Annotated in this window: 14 protein-coding genes and 2 pseudogenes; 2 read left to right on the top strand and 14 right to left on the bottom strand. The window is 47.9% G+C overall.

Annotated elements, in window-relative coordinates; all coding sequences use genetic code 11:
• The coding region (locus WG8_RS27975) for a hypothetical protein (RefSeq protein ID WP_007428970.1) at positions 1 to 424 on the top strand (424 nt) is incomplete at its 5' end.
• Positions 425 to 477: 53 nt separating this feature from the next.
• Here WG8_RS27975 and WG8_RS04780 read toward each other — a convergent pair.
• The 7 genes from WG8_RS04780 to WG8_RS04750 all read right to left on the bottom strand — a co-directional run bounded on the left by WG8_RS04780 (position 478) and on the right by WG8_RS04750 (position 6,755).
• Positions 478 to 711 (bottom strand): hypothetical protein, encoded by a 234-nt coding sequence (locus WG8_RS04780; RefSeq protein WP_007428969.1) that lies wholly within the window; start codon positions 709 to 711, stop codon positions 478 to 480.
• A gap of 173 nt (positions 712 to 884) precedes the next feature.
• Complete coding sequence (locus WG8_RS04775) at positions 885 to 2,750, bottom strand: rhamnogalacturonan lyase (RefSeq protein ID WP_007428968.1); 1,866 nt, start codon at positions 2,748 to 2,750, stop codon at positions 885 to 887.
• Between the two features lie 154 nt (positions 2,751 to 2,904).
• Positions 2,905 to 3,462 (bottom strand): SLOG family protein, encoded by a 558-nt coding sequence (locus WG8_RS04770; RefSeq protein ID WP_043890801.1) that lies wholly within the window; start codon positions 3,460 to 3,462, stop codon positions 2,905 to 2,907.
• Positions 3,463 to 3,580: 118 nt separating this feature from the next.
• Entirely contained in the window at positions 3,581 to 4,045 is a 465-nt protein-coding gene (locus WG8_RS04765) for a V4R domain-containing protein (protein ID WP_007428966.1), read from the bottom strand.
• Between the two features lie 35 nt (positions 4,046 to 4,080).
• Positions 4,081 to 4,410, bottom strand: a complete 330-nt coding sequence (locus WG8_RS04760; protein ID WP_007428965.1) for an iron-sulfur cluster biosynthesis family protein — start codon at positions 4,408 to 4,410, stop codon at positions 4,081 to 4,083.
• 265 nt (positions 4,411 to 4,675) lie between these two features.
• Positions 4,676 to 6,082, bottom strand: a complete 1,407-nt coding sequence (locus WG8_RS04755) for a sensor histidine kinase (protein ID WP_007428964.1) — start codon at positions 6,080 to 6,082, stop codon at positions 4,676 to 4,678.
• Positions 6,075 to 6,755, bottom strand: coding sequence for a response regulator transcription factor (locus WG8_RS04750; RefSeq protein ID WP_007428963.1), 681 nt, complete (start codon positions 6,753 to 6,755; stop codon positions 6,075 to 6,077). Before WG8_RS04750 ends, WG8_RS04755 begins: the two co-directional genes overlap by 8 nt.
• Positions 6,756 to 6,967: 212 nt before the next feature.
• On the opposite strand from WG8_RS04750, the gene WG8_RS04745 reads away from it, so the two are divergent.
• Complete coding sequence (locus tag WG8_RS04745) at positions 6,968 to 7,930, top strand: hypothetical protein (protein WP_007428962.1); 963 nt, start codon at positions 6,968 to 6,970, stop codon at positions 7,928 to 7,930.
• A 249-nt stretch (positions 7,931 to 8,179) separates the two neighbouring features.
• Here WG8_RS04745 and WG8_RS04740 read toward each other — a convergent pair.
• The 7 genes and pseudogenes from WG8_RS04740 to WG8_RS27970 form a co-directional block, all read right to left on the bottom strand.
• Positions 8,180 to 9,708, bottom strand: a pseudogene (locus WG8_RS04740) (glycoside hydrolase family 30 protein).
• A gap of 211 nt (positions 9,709 to 9,919) precedes the next feature.
• Positions 9,920 to 12,658, bottom strand: coding sequence for a beta-glucosidase (locus WG8_RS04735; protein WP_007428960.1), 2,739 nt, complete (start codon positions 12,656 to 12,658; stop codon positions 9,920 to 9,922).
• A 493-nt stretch (positions 12,659 to 13,151) separates the two neighbouring features.
• Positions 13,152 to 14,135, bottom strand: coding sequence for a Gfo/Idh/MocA family protein (locus WG8_RS04730; protein WP_007428959.1), 984 nt, complete (start codon positions 14,133 to 14,135; stop codon positions 13,152 to 13,154).
• A gap of 296 nt (positions 14,136 to 14,431) precedes the next feature.
• Positions 14,432 to 19,399, bottom strand: coding sequence for a DUF4132 domain-containing protein (locus WG8_RS04725; RefSeq protein ID WP_007428958.1), 4,968 nt, complete (start codon positions 19,397 to 19,399; stop codon positions 14,432 to 14,434).
• A 15-nt stretch (positions 19,400 to 19,414) separates the two neighbouring features.
• Positions 19,415 to 19,834 carry a hypothetical protein gene (locus WG8_RS04720; RefSeq protein WP_007428957.1) on the bottom strand — a complete coding sequence of 140 codons (420 nt, stop codon included), beginning with the start codon at positions 19,832 to 19,834 and terminating at the stop codon, positions 19,415 to 19,417.
• Between the two features lie 348 nt (positions 19,835 to 20,182).
• The gene (locus WG8_RS04715) at positions 20,183 to 21,040 is read right to left on the bottom strand and encodes a MetQ/NlpA family ABC transporter substrate-binding protein (RefSeq protein ID WP_007428956.1); all 858 of its coding nucleotides are present in this window, start codon (positions 21,038 to 21,040) and stop codon (positions 20,183 to 20,185) included.
• 270 nt (positions 21,041 to 21,310) lie between these two features.
• Positions 21,311 to 21,417, bottom strand: a pseudogene (locus WG8_RS27970) (ABC transporter permease); the annotation flags it as partial.

Below are 21,417 nucleotides of genomic sequence, written 5' to 3'. Positions count from 1 at the left end.
AGCCGCTGGCGCTACCGACGCGGACGAACGCGGTGCTGGCGCAGATGGAGCTGCTGGTGTAGCAGCTTTGGCTGAGCCTGCGGCTGCGGCCGGGATCGACGCTGCTGGCGCGGACGGGGCTGGCGGGGCCGGAGGCGTAACCAACGCTGCTGGTGCAGACGGGACCTGTGCCGGGGCCGGTGTCGTAACCGACGCAGATACCGCGGGTGCTGGCACCTGGGCCAGGGCAGCTGCGGCCGGACTGGTAACGCCCGGTTGCGTCGCTTCCGCTGGAGCGGTCACAGCTGGCGCTGCGACTGCGGCCTGCGCTACGCTCAAAAGTGTAGCTGCGATGCACAACGTGGATAGCTTCGTATTTATTTTCATCTTAATATACACCCCCATAAAAATATGCCTGCATAAACTGCACACGCTTCTATTATAAGAATCCCGCGTCGTGATTGGGTTGCTAAATTGTTTCTATTTCCCTTTATTTGCTCACTCGGCACGAAGTTTGTCCGTATTTGTCCTGCACGGCTCTTCTGGCTGCTTGGCTCGCTTTGCCTCCATCTCTTCCAGGGATTGTGACAGTTGCTTAACAGATCGATCAAGCTGCTCTAATCTGCGACTAAGGGTGACAAGAATATATTTTAACAGAATCAGACTTAACGCAGCAGGGAATCCGACATTGGTTACGAGCTCAATCATGCCTTCGGTTGTCAGAGAAGTCACATATCCCGCCTCCTTTTTCATGCGTATGTTCTATTAATAAGAACTAATGTTCCCGTTTTTGAGAAAATCATACATTCTCTTTTGCATGTTATGGAAAAACATAACAAAAAGAGCTCCGATACCCCGAAGCTCTTTCGTTTTTTGGTTCATTCGCATATCATTTCAATCTGTAATCAAGGAGTGTATATATTCGGCTGCCGCGGCTTGGTCATCCCTTCTCCCAGATAAAAACTGGTGTGTGGCGGCTGATTATAGGCTACGTTCTGCCAGGCCACGCTCAAGCGGTACACTGGATCGTGCATAAGTGTATAGAATCGATATTCTGACTCGTAGGGTGTTGTGTAGATTCGTAGTGCCGAATTGTCACTTTTGCGCCAAATGACTTCCTCACGCCAGTCACCGAACAGATCAGCCTGCAAGGATGGTGTGCCTTTCGTTCCGTTATTAGAGCTGGTTCCTGTCGCCGTTAGCAAATTGGAAGTGGTCGAGTTGGAATAATTCCACTTGTCGATTTTACCAGCGCTTGACGAGGTATGATCCAGCAGTTCACGCAGCAGATCGCCATCCCACCAAATTCCAAAGTTAATGGAGGACGGCAGCGTATTCGTAATCAGCGCTCCTTTAGCCGAACGCAAGCCGATCCCCGGCGCCCATTGCTCGTTCCCCTTCGTGCGTGGGTCAATGTCTGCCGACATGCCTCTTCCGGTATCCTTGCCTGTATTTACGCCCCATAAAATATTGCCGTTACGCGGATCGTACATGGCAGCCCCGTAAGTAGCATTCTTATCCTCATTTACCTTAAACACCTCATATCCTGAGCGGTCCGGGTCCAAATCCCCGACATGAAGTGCATCGCCGTGTCCCATCTTCGTGTTGACCAGCTTCGCTCCGTTATCGTCCACCACCAGCGAGCCGTATACGATCTCATCCTTATCATCTCCATCCACATCCGCCACGCTCAAACTATGATTTCCCTGTCCGGCTGTCCCGGGATTCGTGGAGCTGTTGCTGTCAAAGGTCCAGCGCCGGCTCAAGCTTCCATTACGCCAGTCATAGGCAACCAGAACCGTCCGGGTGTAATAGCCCCGTGCCATCACTATGCTGGGCCGCACCCCATCCAGATAAGCAACTCCGGCGAGAAAACGATCCACACGGTTGCCATAATTATCTCCCCAACTGGATACCGATCCGCGTGGCGGTACATAGTCAATCGTGCTGAGAGCTTTTCCTGTATTACCAGAGAACACGGTCAAGAACTCGGGACCAGCCAAAATATACCCGTTGGCGTTACGATGATCAGCAGAAGCATCGCCAATTTTTACACCTGTGCCATCCACCGTGCCATCTGCTGTTTTACATACAATTTCCGCTTTGCCGTCACCATCAAAATCATAGACGAGAAATTGCGTGTAGTGCGCTCCAGCGCGGATGTTCCGTCCCAGATCGATTCGCCATTTGCGTGTTCCATCCAGTTCGTAGCCGTCCAAAAATACATTTCCCGTATAGCCGGATTGCGAATTGTCCTTGGCATTGGTAGGGTCCCATTTTAACACAATCTCATACTCGCCATCCCCATCCAGATCCCCCACGCTGGCATCATTGGCCTGGTACGTATAGCTCACCTTATCCGGGGTTGTACCGCCCGCAGGCTGCTGGATGGGAACGTCCAGATAGTTGTTGCTCCATACTTTTACCGCAGGAGAAGCGGCCTGTTCTGTTCCATTCACCACGGCACGAACCGTATACGAAGATGAGGTCGTACCTGCCTTATCCAAAAAGTTGGTTCTTGATGTAATCGGCGTACTATTCACCTTGCTTGCCCCTCTGTACAGATTGAAGCTGATCGAATCTGCTTCCGTCCCCAGCAAACGCCAGCTCACAAGCACACCCTCCGGCACCTTGACCGCAACCGCTCCACGGTTCAGCTTTTCCATTTGCCTCGTGGAGGCAGCAGAGACCTGGCTATCCATCGGAGTGACCATTCCACACAACATGACACCGAGACAGAGCAACGCGGTATACCGAAATCCTTTGTTCATAAATCCTTGGCTCCTTTTATGTTTGTTTTTTCAATAAATATATTTTATGTGACTGATAAGTTATTGTTGTTTAAATTTTATGATAGCGCTTACATAAATATAAAGAGGCAAACTTAGCCTTTTTGTTCAAAAATCCGTGCTGATGCTTTAAAAATCAGAGGTCCAAGAATAAACGTTCTTCATCCGCTATGCTTTGGATATCCTCCGAGTTGATGCTGATATATTGATAGCCTTCTGCCTGTTGTTTTTTCAAAGCAAGCTCCTTCATAAAACGCGGGCTGCCCTCTCCTGCATCCTCGTCGTAAACGAGCAACAAACCGTCTGTTTTGCGGAAAAGCAGTTCATCCCGTGCCTTGAGCTGCCATATTCCCTGATAAGGCTGGCGGCTGACGACTCCCACGTAGTCAACTGCATCACAAATTTGCTGAAAATACTCCTTTTTGTCCTCCTTCCATTTCTCCTCCATATTTTGATAAGCCATCATAATAGAGCATTTCAGTTGGGGATATTGCTGTTTGAGTGCAATGACTACCTCACAGGCCCACAGGTCCACCCCATATTGCCCGGGGGTAATTACCCATTCCAGTCCTTCTTCAATGAGGGGAATGAGCCTGCCTGCAATCGCCTTTTTGATATAGGGAATGCCTTCGTGCTTTTGGCTGAAAATATTTAATTCATGGGCACGGTAGCCCGAAACGAGCAAATTTTTCATCATCTCAACGTCCTTCTCGAATGATCATAACCGTTATTGTACCATTTCAAAGGAACTGACTACACTAAAAAAGACAAACCTCATTTCCAATTGCGCTGGAAGAGATTTGTCTTTTTCACTAAAAACGAATTTCATATTCGCAATGTTCGTCTCCGTTTACATTACATTTTATTTCTCTGACATAAACTCTCTTGTCTATGATTTTGTTCAAGGCGCCTTCCATAATCGCTCCTTCCAAATCGCATACCATACTGCCTTCCATCTCGGGCAATCCCTCACAAAAGCAGTCTTTAACAGCTACATGGATTTTATGCTCCTCCTCAAGAACAATCTGGGGATCTCCTATTTTTAATTCACGGAACAAATCTAGCAGTTCTTCTAATGAATGAACAGGCAAGCTCTCACCGATTTTTCTGCCTACAGTAACCGTAGTACCCTTCCCTTTCATAGGAAGTCCTTGATACATCCCAATTAAACGGATGGCTCTGTAAAGCTCGATAGGGAGCGATTTTCCCATTTTGGTTCGTGAGATTTTTTTCATATCATCAAATGTAAATTCTTGTACAGAACTTGTTTTATTCATAATTTTCCCACCTATTTCTGTCAATCATGTTGTATTTATTTTACGCGCACATCTTTAATTCTAATGTTGCTACTAAATATACCAGCATCACTACTTAGCTTGAACGACGGGTAACCAGGGTCTGCTTCAAGCCGCATTCTGCTATCGAACTGCTGCTCCTGCTGCCGATCTACCCAAAAAGAATAAGGCTCAGACTGAACTACTTTATCAGTTGCATTCGGCGTAGTGACAAGCAAGATGACGAGTACGCCATTGCATCCACAATCCTCGGTGTCATAAAACAACTTGAACATTCCCGGTCGTCCTGAAAGGGCCATTGCTAGCCTTTCAACGGACAAGGAATCCAAGTCTAAATGTATGCTCATGAGATGAATCCTCTCCTTGTGAGTGAAGTGTTTGGAACCGTCAGCTCCAAAAAGACTAAATTTAAACTATATGCACATTATAGTCATGTTTTTCTATTTATCTATGTGACTGCACTCACTTATCATTACAGTTTGTTATTCAGGATTCCTTTAAAGAACTATAAATGAACAAAAATGGATACAAAAATATCCAAATGAAGTCAAGCCAATTTAAACAGTTCACAAACCAGATGATCTCGTGTCAGGTCATTCGAAAATCGAAATGTTATTTATTCACAGGAATATCTACATGGAATATGCTACCCTTGCTTTCTTCGCTGGATAACGTGATCTGACCGTGATGTGCTTCAACAATCCACTTGGCAATGGCGAGCCCCAGACCGTGTCCTCCCAGACCTCGCGTTCGCGATTTATCTCCTCGATAGAAACGGTCAAAAATTCGATCCACATCCCCTGCCCTGATCCCGGGGCCTGTATCCTCAACGGACAGGTGAAAACCCGGACTACCTGTTTCGTCCCGATCCGATATTACCACACGGACCTCACCGCCCCGCGGAGTGAACTTGACGGCATTATCCAGTAAAATGGTCAGCACCTGCCTCAGCTTTTCCGGGTCGCCATTGAGAACCAGTTGTTCCGGGCCAATCAGCTCAATACAAACCCCCTTTGCGGATTTGAGGTGCCGTATGGATTGAATCGTCTTCTCGGCAAGCGGCCGAAAATCAAAATCACGCTTCACCAGTTCAAGGTCGTCCGAATCGGAGCGTGCCAGCACCAGCAAATCCTGAACCATCCGTGTCATTCGTCTGATCTCATCCTTCATATTGGAAAGGGTGTGTTTGGCAAAAGACGGTGCGCTCTGCCCAAGCTCCAGTTCCAGCGCATTGACGGATGCAAGCAGCACACTGAGTGGTGTTCGCAGCTCATGCGATGCATTGCCCACGAATTCCCGCTGCCGGTTGTAGGATTTCACGATCGGAACCATTGCTTTACGTGACATCAGCCAGCCGATCAGACAGGCAATAAATACAAAGACAATAGCAAGTAAAATCAGCAACATTAGCAATCTGTGGAGCAGATTGTATTGGGGTGTAACATTAATGCCTGCGTAGAGTGTCAGATCAGGGCCGTTCTTGGTCAGAGCTGCCTGCCCTGTCACCATCAGATGGAGAGTTGACGGAGCAACGGGCTTCGCACCCGCTTCCCCGTTATCCAGCACATCCGCAGGTACAGACAGACTGACCTCCATGATCTCCTTGGCACGTGGTTTCCAGTCTTGAACCAGTCCCAGAAGCTCAGGACGCATCCCTGGAAAAATCTCGTTCCCCGAGATCAATTTACCCTTATCGTTGATCACATAATAGAAAAACTGTTCGCTTCCCGATCCCCATAATCTTTGATTGTCCAGCGTATCTTCAGGCTTGCCTTCCTGCATGTTGTTCTCCACCATGATCCGTTCCACAGCAACGAGAGAGAGCAGATTATCCTTCTGACCGCTAATGACAATGTAAGACAAAAGAAGGTAGACCACGCCTATAAATAATGCAAGCAAAACGATCGTCAGACTGCTATATGCAAGCGTAAGCCGACTTTGCGTACGTCCAAACAAATTGCCCCCGGGTTTGCCACGTTCAGTGCCCTCTTCTTCAGCCATTCGTTTCTTGTTATTCAAGCTTGTAACCCACCCCTCGGATGCTATGAATCAGATGTTGTCTGTTAAACAGCTCCAGCTTTTTGCGCAGCAGCTTAATGGTGGCATCGACAATTTTGGTTGAAACGTCCGAATCATATCCCCAGATCCGTTCCAAAACCAGCTCACGGCTGAGAGCAGCACCCCTGTTGCGCAATAACAGATCCAGCATCTGAAATTCACGGGGACTTAATTGGATGACTTCATCTTCAAGACTGAGCGTCAGACTGGAACGATTGAGGTGCAATCCATCCAGCTCAGCGATTTCCTCCAGCAGGGGTGCATAATTGCGTCGGCACAAGGCTCTCAGTCTGGCTTGCAACTCCTCCAGTTCAAAGGGCTTCACCAGGTAATCATCCGCACCGGCATCGAGCCCCTGAACCCGGTCGCGCAGCGCGTCTTTGGCGGTTAACATCAGGATCGCTCCGGTATAACCGTTCTCTCTCAATTTTTTACATGCCGACAGCCCTGTCCAACCAGGCAACATCCAGTCCAGCACGGCCACATCATAATGGGAACCCATGCAATATTCATAGGCTTCTTCTCCATTTTCGACCCAATCCACAGTACCGAATCCCGTCTTCTCCAACATATGAACAACCAACTCACCCAACAAGGGATCATCCTCAGCCAGTAAAATGCGATGTTTAGTCATAATGAACCTCCTAAGAATCAGTATGTGATAAAGGGAGGCTCTCCACCCCTGTACAGTTTCAATTTTCAAACATTCTCGCACTTTCGGATGCCTATGTCCAATTCTTCGTCCTTGTAAAAATACTCCAGCTTGCTTTTCTCCGTTTTTTCACCTTTCGGGATTACAGTAAGGGGGCAACAACAAACACACACGAAAATAGGAGTGAATGTACAATGAACAAAATGAAAAAATGGATTCCTGCAATGCTGGGTGCAACGATGATATTCTCTGTCACATCAGCTTCGGTATTTGCCGCAACACCGACAGCTGTAACTCAAGTCTCCACTTCGACCAATGCCAAGGCGAGTTCGAATGGATACAACATTAGTCTGGATCAGAACTCCCTGTGCTCCAATACATCGCTGCAAAAAGTGCTCGACCTGAGCAAAACCGAATTGCAAAAGCAATTCCAGGCTGGCAAAACATTGTCGGATCTGGCTAAAGCCAAAGGCATCAACACAGACGAAGTAACCAACGCCCTGCTTCAACCGCAGTTGACCAAGCTTGCGGGAGATCATAAGTCCGGAAAACTGACTCAAGACAAAGTGGCTTCAATTAAGACAGATCTGACCAAACAGCTGAACAATTCACTGACCAAAAAAGTGACAACCGTGACTACGGTAACTACAACGTCGACTACCACTTCAACAACATCCAATCCAGCTGTAGCTTGGGCGAAATCATCGGATACGACGTCTACCCACGCCCTGACAAATCTGAAAAAATCCGCAGCGGCCTCAGTGCTCAACCTGTCCCAGCCTGAGCTGGACCAACAGATCAAGGCTGGCAAATCCATTGTCGACATTGCCAAGGATCAGGGCGTCGACAAGAGCAAAGTCATTGATACCGTCGTTGCCAAGGAAAAAAACTGGGTAACCTCTCAGCTGAATAATTCATGGAATAACATTTCCGGTACATTAACAACAGAGCAACAACAATTCAAAGAAAGCGGCTATTTGGACAAGGCTGCCCAGTTGTTCGGCACCTCAGCTGACAAGCTGCAAACCCAACTGAAAAATGGGAAAACGTTAACCGCCATTGCCAAAGAAAAAGGCGTAGATTCCAGCAAACTTACGGATACACTCCACACCTATGCCAAGCAGCAAGTAACTGCCCAGTGTGACCAAGCGAACTAAAGTCGATCCTTCATATCCTAAAAACCCCAATCTACCACCAAACCAAAAAAAATGGAGAGTCCTGTTTACCAGACTCTCCATTTTTTTGCAACGTGCGATATCGTGACAGCGTCAGACATTCAGCAAACTATAAGCTTCACACAACCGCCCATGCAGTCGAAAATTAATCCCCCTTTCAGCTTGGTCGCCTATACTTGCACCAATCTCAAACGCTCTAAAATCTTCTATAAACATTGTTGTGAAGCTGTATCATGAAGCCGCAGGATTCCATTGAAAGGTAGCCGCTGACTTGGATGGAAGTGTAGCTGTGAAAACTTTGCTTCCCTGCCGAACCTTAAGTGTCTTCCCGTCCGCTCCCGTATTGGCAGAGCAATCAGGACAAGCGTGCCATCGGGATTGCGGTAAGCGACCGTTTCGATACTTCCGCTATAATGCGTAGAATCAATACGTACCGCACCCGGACGGACGAACTTGCTGGCATGACCAAGCGCATAGTATTCCACATTTTTCGTAACGGCACCGCTTAACGGGTCGATGGTAACTACACCTCTACAGTTGGTACAGCCGCCATTGGTTGGGCCGCCGGACGGGTCAAGTACAATATTCCAGAAAAGCACGTTTTGCGACCAGTTTCGGGGTGCACCAATGATCAGCTTCGACATGTCCCAGCTCAAATCATCCCCAAACCCAGGGCTCCATGCTCCCCCGCTGCATTCTGTCATATAAACAGGCTTATCCGGAAAAGCATGATGCACGTCTGTCATCGCTGTGGGCTCCCCTTTGTAGCAATGAAAGGCCGTGCCGTGCGTATAGCTTCGGGCTTGCTCATCGCCGAGCACAGTCTTGGCATAATCGCTCCCTATATCCCAGTTATGGTCAAAGGCAATAATTTGGGTGGGCAAATGGTTTCGACTTAAGGCGGGGCCCAAATATTGCTTGATAAATTTCGCCTGCTCGGCTGCTCCCATACTCATACTGGGATACTTGGACGTCGTAAATTCCGGTTCATTTTGAATGGAAATCGCCTGGATCGGAACGCCCTCGTTCGCATAAGCCTGTATATAACGAACAAAATAGTCGGCATACGCCGAGTAGACACGCGGATCGGTATAGTCCAAATACCAGCCGTTATATATCTGCTCTCCATATTTCATCCAGGGCGGGGCAGTCCATGGCGTCCCCATAATCTGTAGATCCTGGTTTCTTCTCATGATTTGCTTCAGTACATCAATCACGTCCCGATCCTTGGCAATGGAGAAATGGTTCAGCTCATAGTCCTTGCCTGTGGCCACATCATCATAGGTATAGCTGGCAGGCTGTCCCTGTTCATCCACCGAATAATCCGATGCCCCAATCGTATGCCGTATATAGCTCAATTGAATGCCGCTGGCGGTAAACAAATCGTTGAGCAGTTGATCACGCTGATTCGCAGACATGCCATGGTTCATCAAGTAAGCAGACGAGCCGGACACCGCTGCGCCAAACCCCTCCATCTTTTGATATCGAATATCCGGCTTCACCTCAACCGTCAGTGTATCCGAGATTGCTGCTTTTTCAATACTTTCTTTACTGTTGTCATTTTTCCAATGGATGGGGGCTTGTTGCGTTAGGCGATTCGCCGGGTCCGGTGTTGTTAGCCACATGCTGACATCATGCTCAGCTTCCGGCTTCAGAATCTTCTGTATAACCATACTGACCAGAACAGCAAAGATCAAAATGGCAGCTGCAGCTACGAGCAGCCAGAGGTTGGCGCGTCGTTGCTTTTGGAGTTTCTTCATCTAACGACCTCCTCTCTCCATAACTCTTGGCTCATCCTCATCCTTCCTTCTATTTCAGCTTTTACTCGGGTATCTCTTTGCATACCTATTGGACATTGCATACCTATTGGCGTTGCATAGCCATGGCAAAAAGAGAGCCGGTGCTGTTGCCCGCGCTCTCTTGAATATAACCACTTAAAACAAATGTAACGGGATTATTTTTGTAACGGGATTACCTTGCTGCCTTTCCTTTGGAAGCTGCCGGAATCGTAACACTTCCTGTCAATCGGATATCCTGAGAGGAACTGCCTGCATAGATCGGCACTTCACCGGACGGCATAACCCAGGCTTTGGATTTTTCATCCCAGTACGATAAAGCTTTCGGGTCCAGCTCTATACGAACCTTCTTCTCCTGTCCCGGCTTCAGCTCGATCTTGGACCAGCCTGCCAGTTGACGGGACGGCGTCTCTACGTTTGTCGGAAGCTTGCCGCTGTACACCTGTACAACCTCTGCTCCGGCAGCTTTCCCGGTGTTTTTCAATTTTAGCGAAACCTCGACAGTACTTGTACGAGTCGATTTCTTTCCGCTCGCGTGCTGTTTTACTTTGAGATCGCTGTATCCGAATGTCGTATAGGATAATCCGTGCCCAAAGGCAAATGCCGGCTGAATACCCGATTTCTCATATCCACGGTAGCCTACAAAAATACCGTCAGAATAGTCACCAATTCCGTTCACACCCGGAAATCTCTCCGGTGAGGATACAGGGGTAGACTGCTCATTCACCGGGAAGGTTACCGGCAGCTTGCCGGAAGGATTCACATCGCCAAACAGGACACGCGCTACGGCATTTCCTTGCTCTTGTCCTGCAAACCATGCCTGCACAATAGCAGGGACCTTGTCCTGCCAGGTATCCATTTGCACGGCTCTGCCGCTCATTTGTACGACAATGGTTTTCGGGTTCGCGGCGGCAACCGCACGGATCAGACGATCCTGATTGTTCGGCAGCTCCATATCGGAGCGCTCCACATAGCCTTCACTATCATACGTACGTGTAACAATGATCGCGACATCCGACTTTTTCGCCAGCTTAACTGCATTGTCAATCAGCTTGTCCGAAGCATCTGCCGGAGGCTCCCAGCCCAGACGAACCATACCGCCGGAATCACGGCCATTTACCTGATAATCGGCACGGTATTCGATGCGTATTTTGTGCTTTTCACCCGCTTTGAGCGAGATGTTTTTCTTCGTCGTGCTCAGCTTTGCACCTTGATTATCCACGAATAGCTTGTCGTCGAGATACAGCTTGCTTGATCCCAGGCTGGTTAAGGACAACGCATAGTCACCGTCCTTGGGTGCTGCAATTGCGCCTGTCCAGCGGGCAGATATCAAGCCGTTCAGTGTCGTGGGCGTATTCGGAATTTTAGGGGACTTCGCATTAAGGCCCTGATAATTATAAAATCCAAGATTCATGTTGACTTGGCCATCATTACGTACAAGAATCGGATTGCCTTCCATCTTGTTATTGTTCCAGTATTCGCCTCGCAGCCCCTGTTCAACATCTCCATAAGTGGCATATCCGGCACTGATATTTTCTTTCTTATCGGATGTCGTCAACAGTGAAGACGGAACAGCCGATGGGCCTGGCATAATGTCACCCGCGGAGATCGGGTCTGTACCTGGTGCGTACTGGACGGTCACGCCTTTACCGGCACGATTACGGATAGCCTCCAACGGACTCACGGTATATGTCGGATTCACCAATGAGCTGCCTCCGCCTGCCACAGTGCCGTTATCCGCATCAGAGCCAATCACAGCAATGGATTTAAGCTTATCCTTAGACAACGGTAATGCATTGTTTTTATTCTGGAGCAGTACCATACTTTCCTCAGCCAATTGGCGGGCTTTCTTACCATGGTCACGAACATCAATCTGATTATTTTGAACTGGATGATCAAACAGCCCTTTGCTGAACATTTGCACCAAAATGCGTCTAGCCTTATCATCAATCGTCTTTTCACTGACCTTGCCATTCTTAACAGCAGCCAGCAGCTGATCTCCCCATTTACCATAAGGTGTCCCCGGTGTTTCCAAATCCAGACCGCTGTTGGCCGATTCGGCTGTACTCAGGTTTGCACCGTAATCACTCATCACGAAGCCTTTGAATTGCATCTCCTTTTTCAACAGGTCTGTCAGGAGCGTTTTGTTCTCACAAGCAGGCTCCCCGTTGACCTTGTTAAAGGAGCACATGGCCCCTCCCAAATCAGCTTTGGCGATGGCCTCCTGAAACGGGCGTATGTAAATTTCATGCATCGCGCGGTCGCTGACTTTGACGTTCGTCGTAAAACGCTCCGTTTCCTGGTTATTCATCAGGTAATGCTTCGCTGTTGCCAACACAGGGTGGCTTTGTATGCCTTTGACATAAGCGGTCGCCATTTGCGATTGCAGCAACGGGTCCTCACCCATGGATTCAAAGTTTCGCGATCCCCATGGAATTCGGGCAATATCCATTCCCGGCCCAAGCACAACATTGTGAGTTGTATTATAAGCCTCGTCCCCGAGCAGATCACCGTACTGTTTGGCAGCCTCGGTATCCCACGTTGCAGCCAACGCAATTGGAGCAGGCAGCGCGGTCGATTGCTTGTCCTGTACATCCGGATTGGCGATACGCACACCCGCAGGACCGTCTGCCATCGTCAACGCCGGGATACCCAGACGCTCAATCGGATTATTGTAAAATCCATAATAATTGTTGACCTTACCAGTCACCAAATCTATTTTTTCTTCGAGTGTCATTTCCTGTAACAGCAAAGCTGTCCGTTTCTCTGCCGAGAGGGACGTATTCATCCAGGGCCGATCTACCTGATCTGTCCGGCTGCCTGCCGCTCCTGCAATATTCATCGGTCCGATCACAACAGCCACGATAACTGTCATCATCACCATTCGGTACAACCATGTTGATTTCACGTTCACGTTTGTAATTCCTCCTTGATGTTTGATCATGAAGTGAATGCGCCTACTCACTTTCACAGGCTTGCAAAGTCTCTTGATCCTGCGAGCTCCGACAAGAATCAAGAGCCACGGGATAAGCAAGCAAGTCAGCAAAAGCCGAAATGGCTCAAGTGACACGTAACACCCTACCGTACATTTTCGAAAATTTCATTGAAAGTTTCTGGAAATCAAACACTGGGACCCTCATTTTGCCCCTCAAAAAGAGAGCGCTAACAATTCATTTAACCGACAACAAAATTACACTTTTGTAACTTTTTAATGACGTTTTTTTAACTAAATTTACTTACAAAAAATGATTCATATGTCCCACTCTGTGAGATCTTTCCATGCCGGTTCATCGCGTGCGACCAAAGTCACTGTTGCAAAATTGGAAGTACATGATGTATGAAAATACGACGATAAAAACAAAAAATCCAGCGACCTGAAAGGTCCCTGGATTAGATATGATATGTGATTATTCGAACGGATACCGCAGTCCCCACTGTGCGCGAATTTGATCCATCAGCTTCATAATCCCTAGTGATTCATCCAACGAAATCGTGGAGCTTTCGAGCAAGCCTTCGTTCAGGCAGCGCCCCACTTCTTCCGCTTCAAAGGCGTATCCTGTAGAAGCACGGTCATCCTGAAAATGCTGCACCTCTTCACCATCCACATATAAAGCAGCTGATTTGCTGTTCAGGAAGGACGGAATGTGGATATAGCCTTTTGTTCCATGTATATAGGCTTCATTCGTCAGTCCAAGTCGAACCGCCCCATTAAGCATGGCCGTGCGTCCTTTGCCATAATCCAGCAGGATGGAAAATGTTTCATCAACACCCGTTTCCCCGATGTGGGCGGTACTCCATACATGCTCAGGTTCAGGGCCGAAGATCATCGAAGCAAAAGAAACCGGATAAATTCCCGTATCTAATAAAGCGCCTCCGCCCAACTCAGGGTTCAAAAGCCGTCCCTCCGGGTTCCAGTCTACACGAAAACCAAATTCCGCCTTAACCAGCTTGACCTCGCCAATGCGTCCCGCAGATATCCACTCCCGCACTTGGCGAATCGGAGGCAGAAAACGTGTCCACATGGCTTCCATCAAAAATAACTTACGCTCCCGCGCAAAGCCGATCAGTTCCTCCAACTCTTTGCTATTCACGGTGAAGGGCTTCTCACACAAAACGGCTTTGCCTGCCCGAAGAGCTGTCAGAACATTTTCTGTATGAAAAGGATGAGGGGTTCCTACGTAAATAGCATCAACCTCGGAATCCTGCGCCAATTCCTCATAGCTTCCGTAAGCCCGTGCCATTTGATGCTTGGCCACAAATTCGGTAGCGCTTTCAATAGTGCGTGATCCAACGGCATACGCTTCTCCATTCGTAGCATGTGCCAAATCCGCCACAAACTGATCTGAGATCCATCCCGTGCCGACAATTCCCCATTTAATCTTATTGCCCATACTTGTATCCCTCCCAGCAATATGCTTAATGTTGACTTTTACAATCTCCTTCATTCTAGCAAACACCTGCCCTAAACAAAAGGAATTCCTGCTTGGTGACGAGTATGATTCCCGATAAATTGTTACTCCTTAGTATAAAATCACTCAACTTCCGCAGCCAGACTTAAAACCAATTTCTCTTCCATGATATCAAACAAACGGGTGTTTGGGTGTAAATAGTGACCACACTGAGTTTACACCTAAACAGTCAAGGATTCGAAACGATTTTCCAGGCACGAAAGTTGAGTTTATACGTCCTACGCTTGAAGCTGTGTAAGAATTTGCGGGTCCTTAATCTTCTGGTCCTCAGCCAGCAGCACAATTTTGGATAAAATCTCGGCTGTTCTTGGGTCCTCATCCAGAAACGGCAGGAAAATGCGCCCGCGATGCTGGGAATGCACCGGAATGATATGCAGCGCTCCCTTCGCTTGCTTGTAGACACCACCACTTCCCAAATGCACCGCATATTCACCAAGCGTGCCATCTATACGTGCATAATTTCCATCCAGGCGTACATTGCTGATTTTCAGCAAACGCAATGATTCCTGCACAATAACGCTGCGCATCTCAATGGTCGTAAGACTGGCTTCCGGATCGACGCCGCCCACATGAGCAACACTGACAACCAGATCCACATCCCGCATGACTTCAGAGAACAGGACAGGGGGAACTTCCTCCAACGGTACACTTTTATACGTTGTCCGATCAAAGAATTGCACCGTTTCCAGTGTAGGAGCCTCGGTATCCGCTGGAGAGAACCAATCCGCCATGGCATATAGGTTAGCAATTAAATTTTCGGCATAATACACCTTTTGGAGTCCATCCTCATAGCTGACCGTCCACTGGCGGCCCTTCAACAAGGATACCGTCTTATTCGGCTGTACCTGATGTCCTGCATATCGGCGGGAAATCGTTGCGCTTGCACGTTCATCCGCGTTTGGCAAGTACAGCTCACGGAACACCTGCTTGAATGGCTGACGAATCTGACGATCAAATAAGTCCTTCTGAAAGTCGCCCCAACGGCCGCTTTCGTACAGATGAAGCGGATGAGCGATAATCAGCTTGTCCTCTTCTCCCACAGTATGCTGTTCTGCAGAAGGAGCGGTCAATGCCAACGTATCCTCATTGAAATATCCGAGATGATCCCCAGCCTTGAATACCAGCGTCCGTACCAACGGAGCAAGCACAGGATTACCCAATAATCCCTTCAGCTCCTTCACCATGAAAGCTGTACCGGATTCCATAGAGCGTTCCAGCTCCTTGCGGGCTCTGCGGTACTGATCTGCCAAATCCCCTTTAAGTTCCTTTAAGGCAGCAACATACTCATCCTTCTTAAAACGAGCCGGAATAGACTTCAGCGTCTTCCCTTTGCTGACAGCCTCAATATCTGCTGCCCCTTCTGCATCAATGACAAGTTGTATCGTTGTCCCCTCTTCCAATGCATGTGGCTCAAAATAAGACCGGAGATCTTCCAGCTTACGTGCTTCCATATCCCATACGAGCCGGGTTACATCATCGTAACCTGCATTGCGTGCCAAATTTCCGAGCGCAATCCGCGAGACCAGAGCTTCACTGGCCTTCCGCTGTGCTCCGAATTTTTTGCTTTGCTCGAGAAACCGTTGAATAAAGTCATAACGTTCCCGTACATCTGATTCAGGAGGCCCTGCAAGTGGAATCAAACTGTAGGTCAGCAAATGATCCTTATTCCGCTTATCTTCCACGGATTGTTTTATTTCATCCAGCTTCAGCTTGCCCAGCGTCGCATCCGCAAACAATTGGGATCGGCGGTGATTGGCTCCAGCCGAAATATATTTGGCACAATCGTACAGCAGATCAAATCGTTCTTCGCCCAACGTCTCATAGGCTTCATGAAACCAGTGAATATCGAAGGCACCGTCATTAAAATCCTGTGGAGCAATCGGCGAATAATGGGCTACAATCGTTTCCTTCTCAGCCGAAAAACCTTCATTGATATGCGCATGGAAGTACCATGCCGCACTGCGAAGCCCTTTCCACCCAAGATAATTGGCTACAATTTCAATCCACTGCGGGGCATACATCGCCGCCTCCAGCAGACGTTTATCCGTAATTTTAGCGTTTTTCAGCTTTTCCTTGAGCAGCACGGCATCTTCGCCTTCACTCGGATAACACGCCTTGAGCAAGTGGCTGAACGATTCTTTTTTGGTAATACGATCACCATAGCCGTACACATAACCACGGACGAACGTTTCCTTGTCAAGACCTTCCAGAATGCGGACAAAATAATCCATGCCTTCTATCCGGCTCAAGCCCATGACCTTTGGCGTAACCTCAGTAGGCAAGTCCCCCCGAGCCAATTCAACCTCCAGCATCCGATCAATAACTGTACGTCGTATTTCTACAAATTCTGGCGAACTGGTAATCCATGTATTACGTGCGTTTGTTAAGGTACTCATATGACTCCGGCTATCACTTCCAGCCAGCAGCTCCCGATATACTTCCCCTACACCAATCAATCCGTTGCCATATGCCTTGAAATAATCTTCCAGATCCAGTGGCGAATAAAAGCGGTTTTCCGCTCCTGGCAGTTCTGCATAGTTCACAAAGGTATGGAAAAAACGCTTAAAGGTCTCGCCATCATAGACCCGCCCCTTCTCCAGTGCCACCCACGGACCGGACAATAGGTGAAACATTCCCATGTCCTCAGCAGGTCTGTCCTTGGGCATGGCCTGCATTAGTGAATTTAAAGCAAGGTCGATTACGTCAAATGTTTCCTCGCCGGATGTATCCATGAAATAAGCATTAATCAGTGTGCTTACCTGATCGGAATAGGTCAGCTCTGCCAGCCACTTCTGAACCTCGTTAATCCGATCCACAGGATACATTTGCTCGGCGAAGTCTTTGCGCCACCCTTCCAGCAGCTTGTGTTTGCTTCGTTCCGAATAGTCCATGTTATAAGAGAAATACCGATAGTAGCGATCCAGCGTTTGATCCATAGGCTCTAAACGGTCATAAAAAACAAGCTCCAGCAGTTCACGCGCTTCCATGCCGCTTTCCTGCAAATAACGGTCCCACTCCTCGTAAAGAGGATATAAAGACAGCCTGGAAGCTACTTCTTCATCGAGCTGAACCAACCGCAGAGGACGAAGGTTCGTCCCAATAAGCAGCGTATCTTTGTAGCCCGAATAATATTCCGCAGTATATTCCACATCACGATGATGGTGGACAAGCTCATCCAGTCCACTCAAGAACTGCTTGAGCTTATCCAAGGGGCATACAAAAACATCGGCTAATCGAAAATCTCCAAGATCAGCTTTCTCTTCCAGCCAAGCTTCTCTGGCATTCGGATCGTACAAACCAAAGCCGTTTGCTCCTGTATAAGCATCATCCTGCCCCAGCTTGGACAGCAGTTGCTCCTCCTTGGCTGTTGGTTGCTGGATGATATCCGCCAGTGCTCGCAGGCTTTCATATTGTTCTGCACACTCGGGGTCTGCATAGATCTTCGTCAGTATTTCCAGTCCACCCAATCGTTGCAGCTCCGCCTTGGCCCGAAGCAACCGTTCCAGCGAGCCAGCCAAAGGCTCTTGCGGCTGTGAGAGCAGCACACCAATGACACTTTGCCGCAGAGAGCCTGTCTTAAGCTTTAATAAAGCCTCCATCTGCTGCATCTCTGCTTTCGTCAGCGTCAGCTTGCGTGCCTTGGCAACAGCGAACTCACGGATACTCATGCTTTTGTCGGACAGGCTGGAAAATATAAAATCACGTTGCACCTTGTCATCAGGTTTTTGCACAAAATGATTTAACAGCTCGCCACGCAGGTTAGGGCTAATCTGATCCTTCAAGGCTATGATTCCCCCAATCCAGGCCGCGTCCATATCATAACCAGCGAGATACAGCATTTTTTGAATTGGAGCATCCGAACGGTGATAGACGTTTACAAAATCCAGCACCTTGGAAGGCTCGGTGGACTCCCCTTTTTTCATATGTACAAACAGGTCATGAAGTCGCTCAAAATCCTTGCGCCGCTCTTCTTTACTGTCCAGCAAAGGAGTATGCGCTACCTTAACAATCCGATCCGCAACCGTCCCGCCTTCTACCCATTCATAAAAATAATTGCTTGTATAGTTCGTCAGTATCCAATATTGAAGCTCCGGGTCCGTCTGGTCCATATACTCTCTGGCAACCCCGAGACGTACATCCTTGTTCTCACTGTTAGACAGCACATAAAGCGCTACGATTTTCTGGTAAGGTGCCCCCTGCTCCATGAGTTTTCGGACCTGCCCATACAAGTCACGCTCCTCATGTACTGCCGTTGCCCACAGACTCATATACACTTCATTGGCATTTGCGCTGGTCAACCACTCTTGGCGCAGTTCGCTGCGGGTCAATGCTTCATACGCCTGCTCGATCAATTGGCGAACTACCCGCTGATTGGCAGATTCAAGTCCCATGCCCGTCCATACCGCAAGCGCCCGGACTACTGAGCTGTAACGAATAAAACCTTGGTCTATAATCAACTTCAACAGATATATAAGAGCCTCTAGGGTTCCTTCATCCATTTGTTCCACAATGCTTTGGCGCAGCCCCTCCTGTAGCTTGGCCGCTGTCAGCAGCTCGCCAATCATGTGATAATTCCCTTCCTGATGACTCAGGAGCATGCCTTTAATCATATTGCGCGTAAGCAACGCCGCCTGATTGTCACCATAAATAATACCTTTTAACGCCTCAAGCACCTGTGAATTGCCGTTATCCAGCTCATAGGCTATCCAATCACTAATCGTCTCCTGAATCCGGTAATCCCTGCCTTGTTCATAGTCCTTTTTCGTTAAATAATCCATGATGGAGAAACCGATCCAGTCCATTCGGATCAACTGCACCATTCTTTTATAAATCCGGGAAGTATGAGCCGTAATATCCGAAGTGCGAAACGGTTTGCGCTCATACCCTGTACTGTACGGATATTCAGTCACATGCTCCGTTAGATGTGCGAACACATCACCTGCTGTGTGCCCAATCAGCCGACGCAACACCTCTGCCAATGGCTTGAACAGCGGTTCTCCGCTTTCTGCCGCCTGTGCTTTCAATATTCGCTGACATTCATTAAAAGCCTTCTCATCCTCGTGTATGTAATGAAGCTGACCCAGTTCTACAACATACTGTGCCAACTCCTGTTGTTGTCCATCCAGTTGCGCCGCGCGCTCCTTCAGTATGGTGAAATATTCCTGCTCATTTTTCTCCTGATGCATATTTCATTTCCCCCTCTACCATAGGCCTCCGGCCAGCATTATAAACCTTATAAATACGATCTCGTCTCCATCCCCCAGCAACAAAGGAACATCTGGTTCAGCAACTTCCTCGTCACGTACAAAAACCCTGTACAAGCCATCTTCAAAAGCCTGCATTGCAGTGTCTACAGCATCCTTAATATTAGGTATAGCGTCATTATAAATGGAACCAAATCCGACCTTGCCTGTCTCGCCTTGCATCTGAATTTCCTCCCCTGTAAGGAAAGGAATCAGCGCTACGCTATCCTGCTTTTCCTGCAGTCTTTGGATATTGAGGGCAACGGTTGCGGCAATCAATTCTCGTAATGTTTGTGGAACAGGACTCAGCTCCATCTCTTTTCGTACGAGTGCTGGCTTACGTTTTCCCAAACTTTTTACAGTTACAACCAGCTTCATAGCGTTCCCCTTCCTTCTTACTTCCACTTTTGATCCGTTGTCAGCTGAATTTTTTGCCTATATACAAAACATTGTTAACGAAAATGAAAACGAATGTTTGTTCGTATATTTATTTTAATATGCTCATAAGCATTACTCCATCACCCTTAATGACCAAAATTTATAGCAGTATCGTACGCCAAAATCTTAAAAACTAAGACTTTATACCCTGTTTTCACTAAAAAATATCCATATAAAGGTTAGAAAAGAAAAAGACCTGCACAAGGAATTTCATCTGCTCGTCACAGACTTCATTACCTTATACAGGTCACATTTCACCATAAAACGATGTTTCACAATACTTATGTTTTAAAATGCCGGAACAACGCTGTCCTTGAAATTATCCTCAAAAAATTTGCGGACCTCTGGTCCGGTCATACGTTTCGCCAGCTTTTGAATCGCATCGGAATTCGCATTATCCTTGCGTGCTACCAGATTAATGGCGAAGTGACCATCATCCTTTTCTGTAATCAGCGCGTCCTTCTTCGGCGTCAGACCCAGCGGCTTGGCATAGGCAGGGTACATGGCAGCCAAGTCCACATCATCCAGTGACCGCGCCAGCATCAACAGATCCACTTCTTTAAACACAAACTTTTTCTTGTTCTCAATAATATCAGCCTGTGTAGCATTATAGCCTACACCTTCTTTAAGCTTGATCAGACCGTTTTGCTCCATCATAACTAAAGAACGTCCGGTATTAGCCGGGTCATTGGCAATAGCGATGGTCGCGCCTTCGGGCAGGTCTTTAATGTTCTTGTATTTTTTGGAATACGCGCCGTAGATGGCGTTGTAAATCGGTTTTACCGCTACCAGATCGGCCTTATTGCTTTCATTATATTGCTGCATATAAGGAGCATGCTGGAAAAAGTTAGCATCCACTTCGTGGCTTGCCAAAGCGTTGTTGGGTTGGATATTGTCCGACAGCACGACGATTTCCAGATTGACTCCGTCCTGCTTGAGCAACGGTTTCACGATATCCAGCACATCCGTCATCGGCGGGATCAGTGTTGCTACTTTCAGGGTCACTTCTTTTTGGGAAGCCGCTTCTTTCGCTGGTGTTTCTTGCGATGCCTGCTTTTGACCGCCGCATCCGGCAACCAGCAGCATAACGACAGCCAATAGTGTGATTAATTTCAGGTTTGTTTTCATATTGTTTTTGCGACTCATTCGATGAGGAACCTCCAAGTAAATTGTGATTGGGAAGATAAAAAGTGAGTTACAGATGGGGCCGCAGCCGCTCCGCGAATGATTTGATCTTACGATCGCTGTTGAGCCACTGTAAAGTCATTCTCATTTCCCATAGTGGGTGGTGCAAGTGTGCCTACAATCTATTGGTACTCAAGGATAACATTCCCCAGTTTCCTTTTTTGCCATAGACTGCAATGGCGCCTGATGCTCAATAAAGGATGATAAGTCATAGCTGGCTACGACTTATCATCACCGCTTGTCGATCCGGCGGGATATGGTGCTTCCGGTGAACTGGATGGCTTGTACGAAAATGATCATGACAACGATGGTGAACGCCATCAAGCCTGTTTCGAACC

The sequence above is a fragment of the Paenibacillus sp. Aloe-11 genome, assembly GCF_000245715.1.
In the GTDB taxonomy this organism is placed as follows: Bacteria; Bacillota; Bacilli; order Paenibacillales; family Paenibacillaceae; genus Paenibacillus; species Paenibacillus kribbensis.
This window is presented reverse-complemented; position numbering and strand designations above follow the sequence as displayed.

Excerpts from the sequence above, each read along its gene's own strand:
- WG8_RS04775 (WP_007428968.1), bottom strand. The coding sequence starts at position 2,750 with ATGAACAAAGGATTTCGGTATACCGCGTTGCTCTGTCTCGGTGTCATG.
- WG8_RS04770 (WP_043890801.1), bottom strand. The coding sequence starts at position 3,462 with ATGAAAAATTTGCTCGTTTCGGGCTACCGTGCCCATGAATTAAATATT.
- WG8_RS04765 (WP_007428966.1), bottom strand. The coding sequence starts at position 4,045 with ATGAATAAAACAAGTTCTGTACAAGAATTTACATTTGATGATATGAAA.
- WG8_RS04760 (WP_007428965.1), bottom strand. The coding sequence starts at position 4,410 with ATGAGCATACATTTAGACTTGGATTCCTTGTCCGTTGAAAGGCTAGCA.
- WG8_RS04750 (WP_007428963.1), bottom strand. The coding sequence starts at position 6,755 with ATGACTAAACATCGCATTTTACTGGCTGAGGATGATCCCTTGTTGGGT.
- WG8_RS04745 (WP_007428962.1), top strand. The coding sequence starts at position 6,968 with ATGAACAAAATGAAAAAATGGATTCCTGCAATGCTGGGTGCAACGATG.
- WG8_RS04730 (WP_007428959.1), bottom strand. The coding sequence starts at position 14,135 with ATGGGCAATAAGATTAAATGGGGAATTGTCGGCACGGGATGGATCTCA.
- WG8_RS04725 (WP_007428958.1), bottom strand. The coding sequence starts at position 19,399 with ATGCATCAGGAGAAAAATGAGCAGGAATATTTCACCATACTGAAGGAG.
- WG8_RS04720 (WP_007428957.1), bottom strand. The coding sequence starts at position 19,834 with ATGAAGCTGGTTGTAACTGTAAAAAGTTTGGGAAAACGTAAGCCAGCA.
- WG8_RS04715 (WP_007428956.1), bottom strand. The coding sequence starts at position 21,040 with ATGAGTCGCAAAAACAATATGAAAACAAACCTGAAATTAATCACACTA.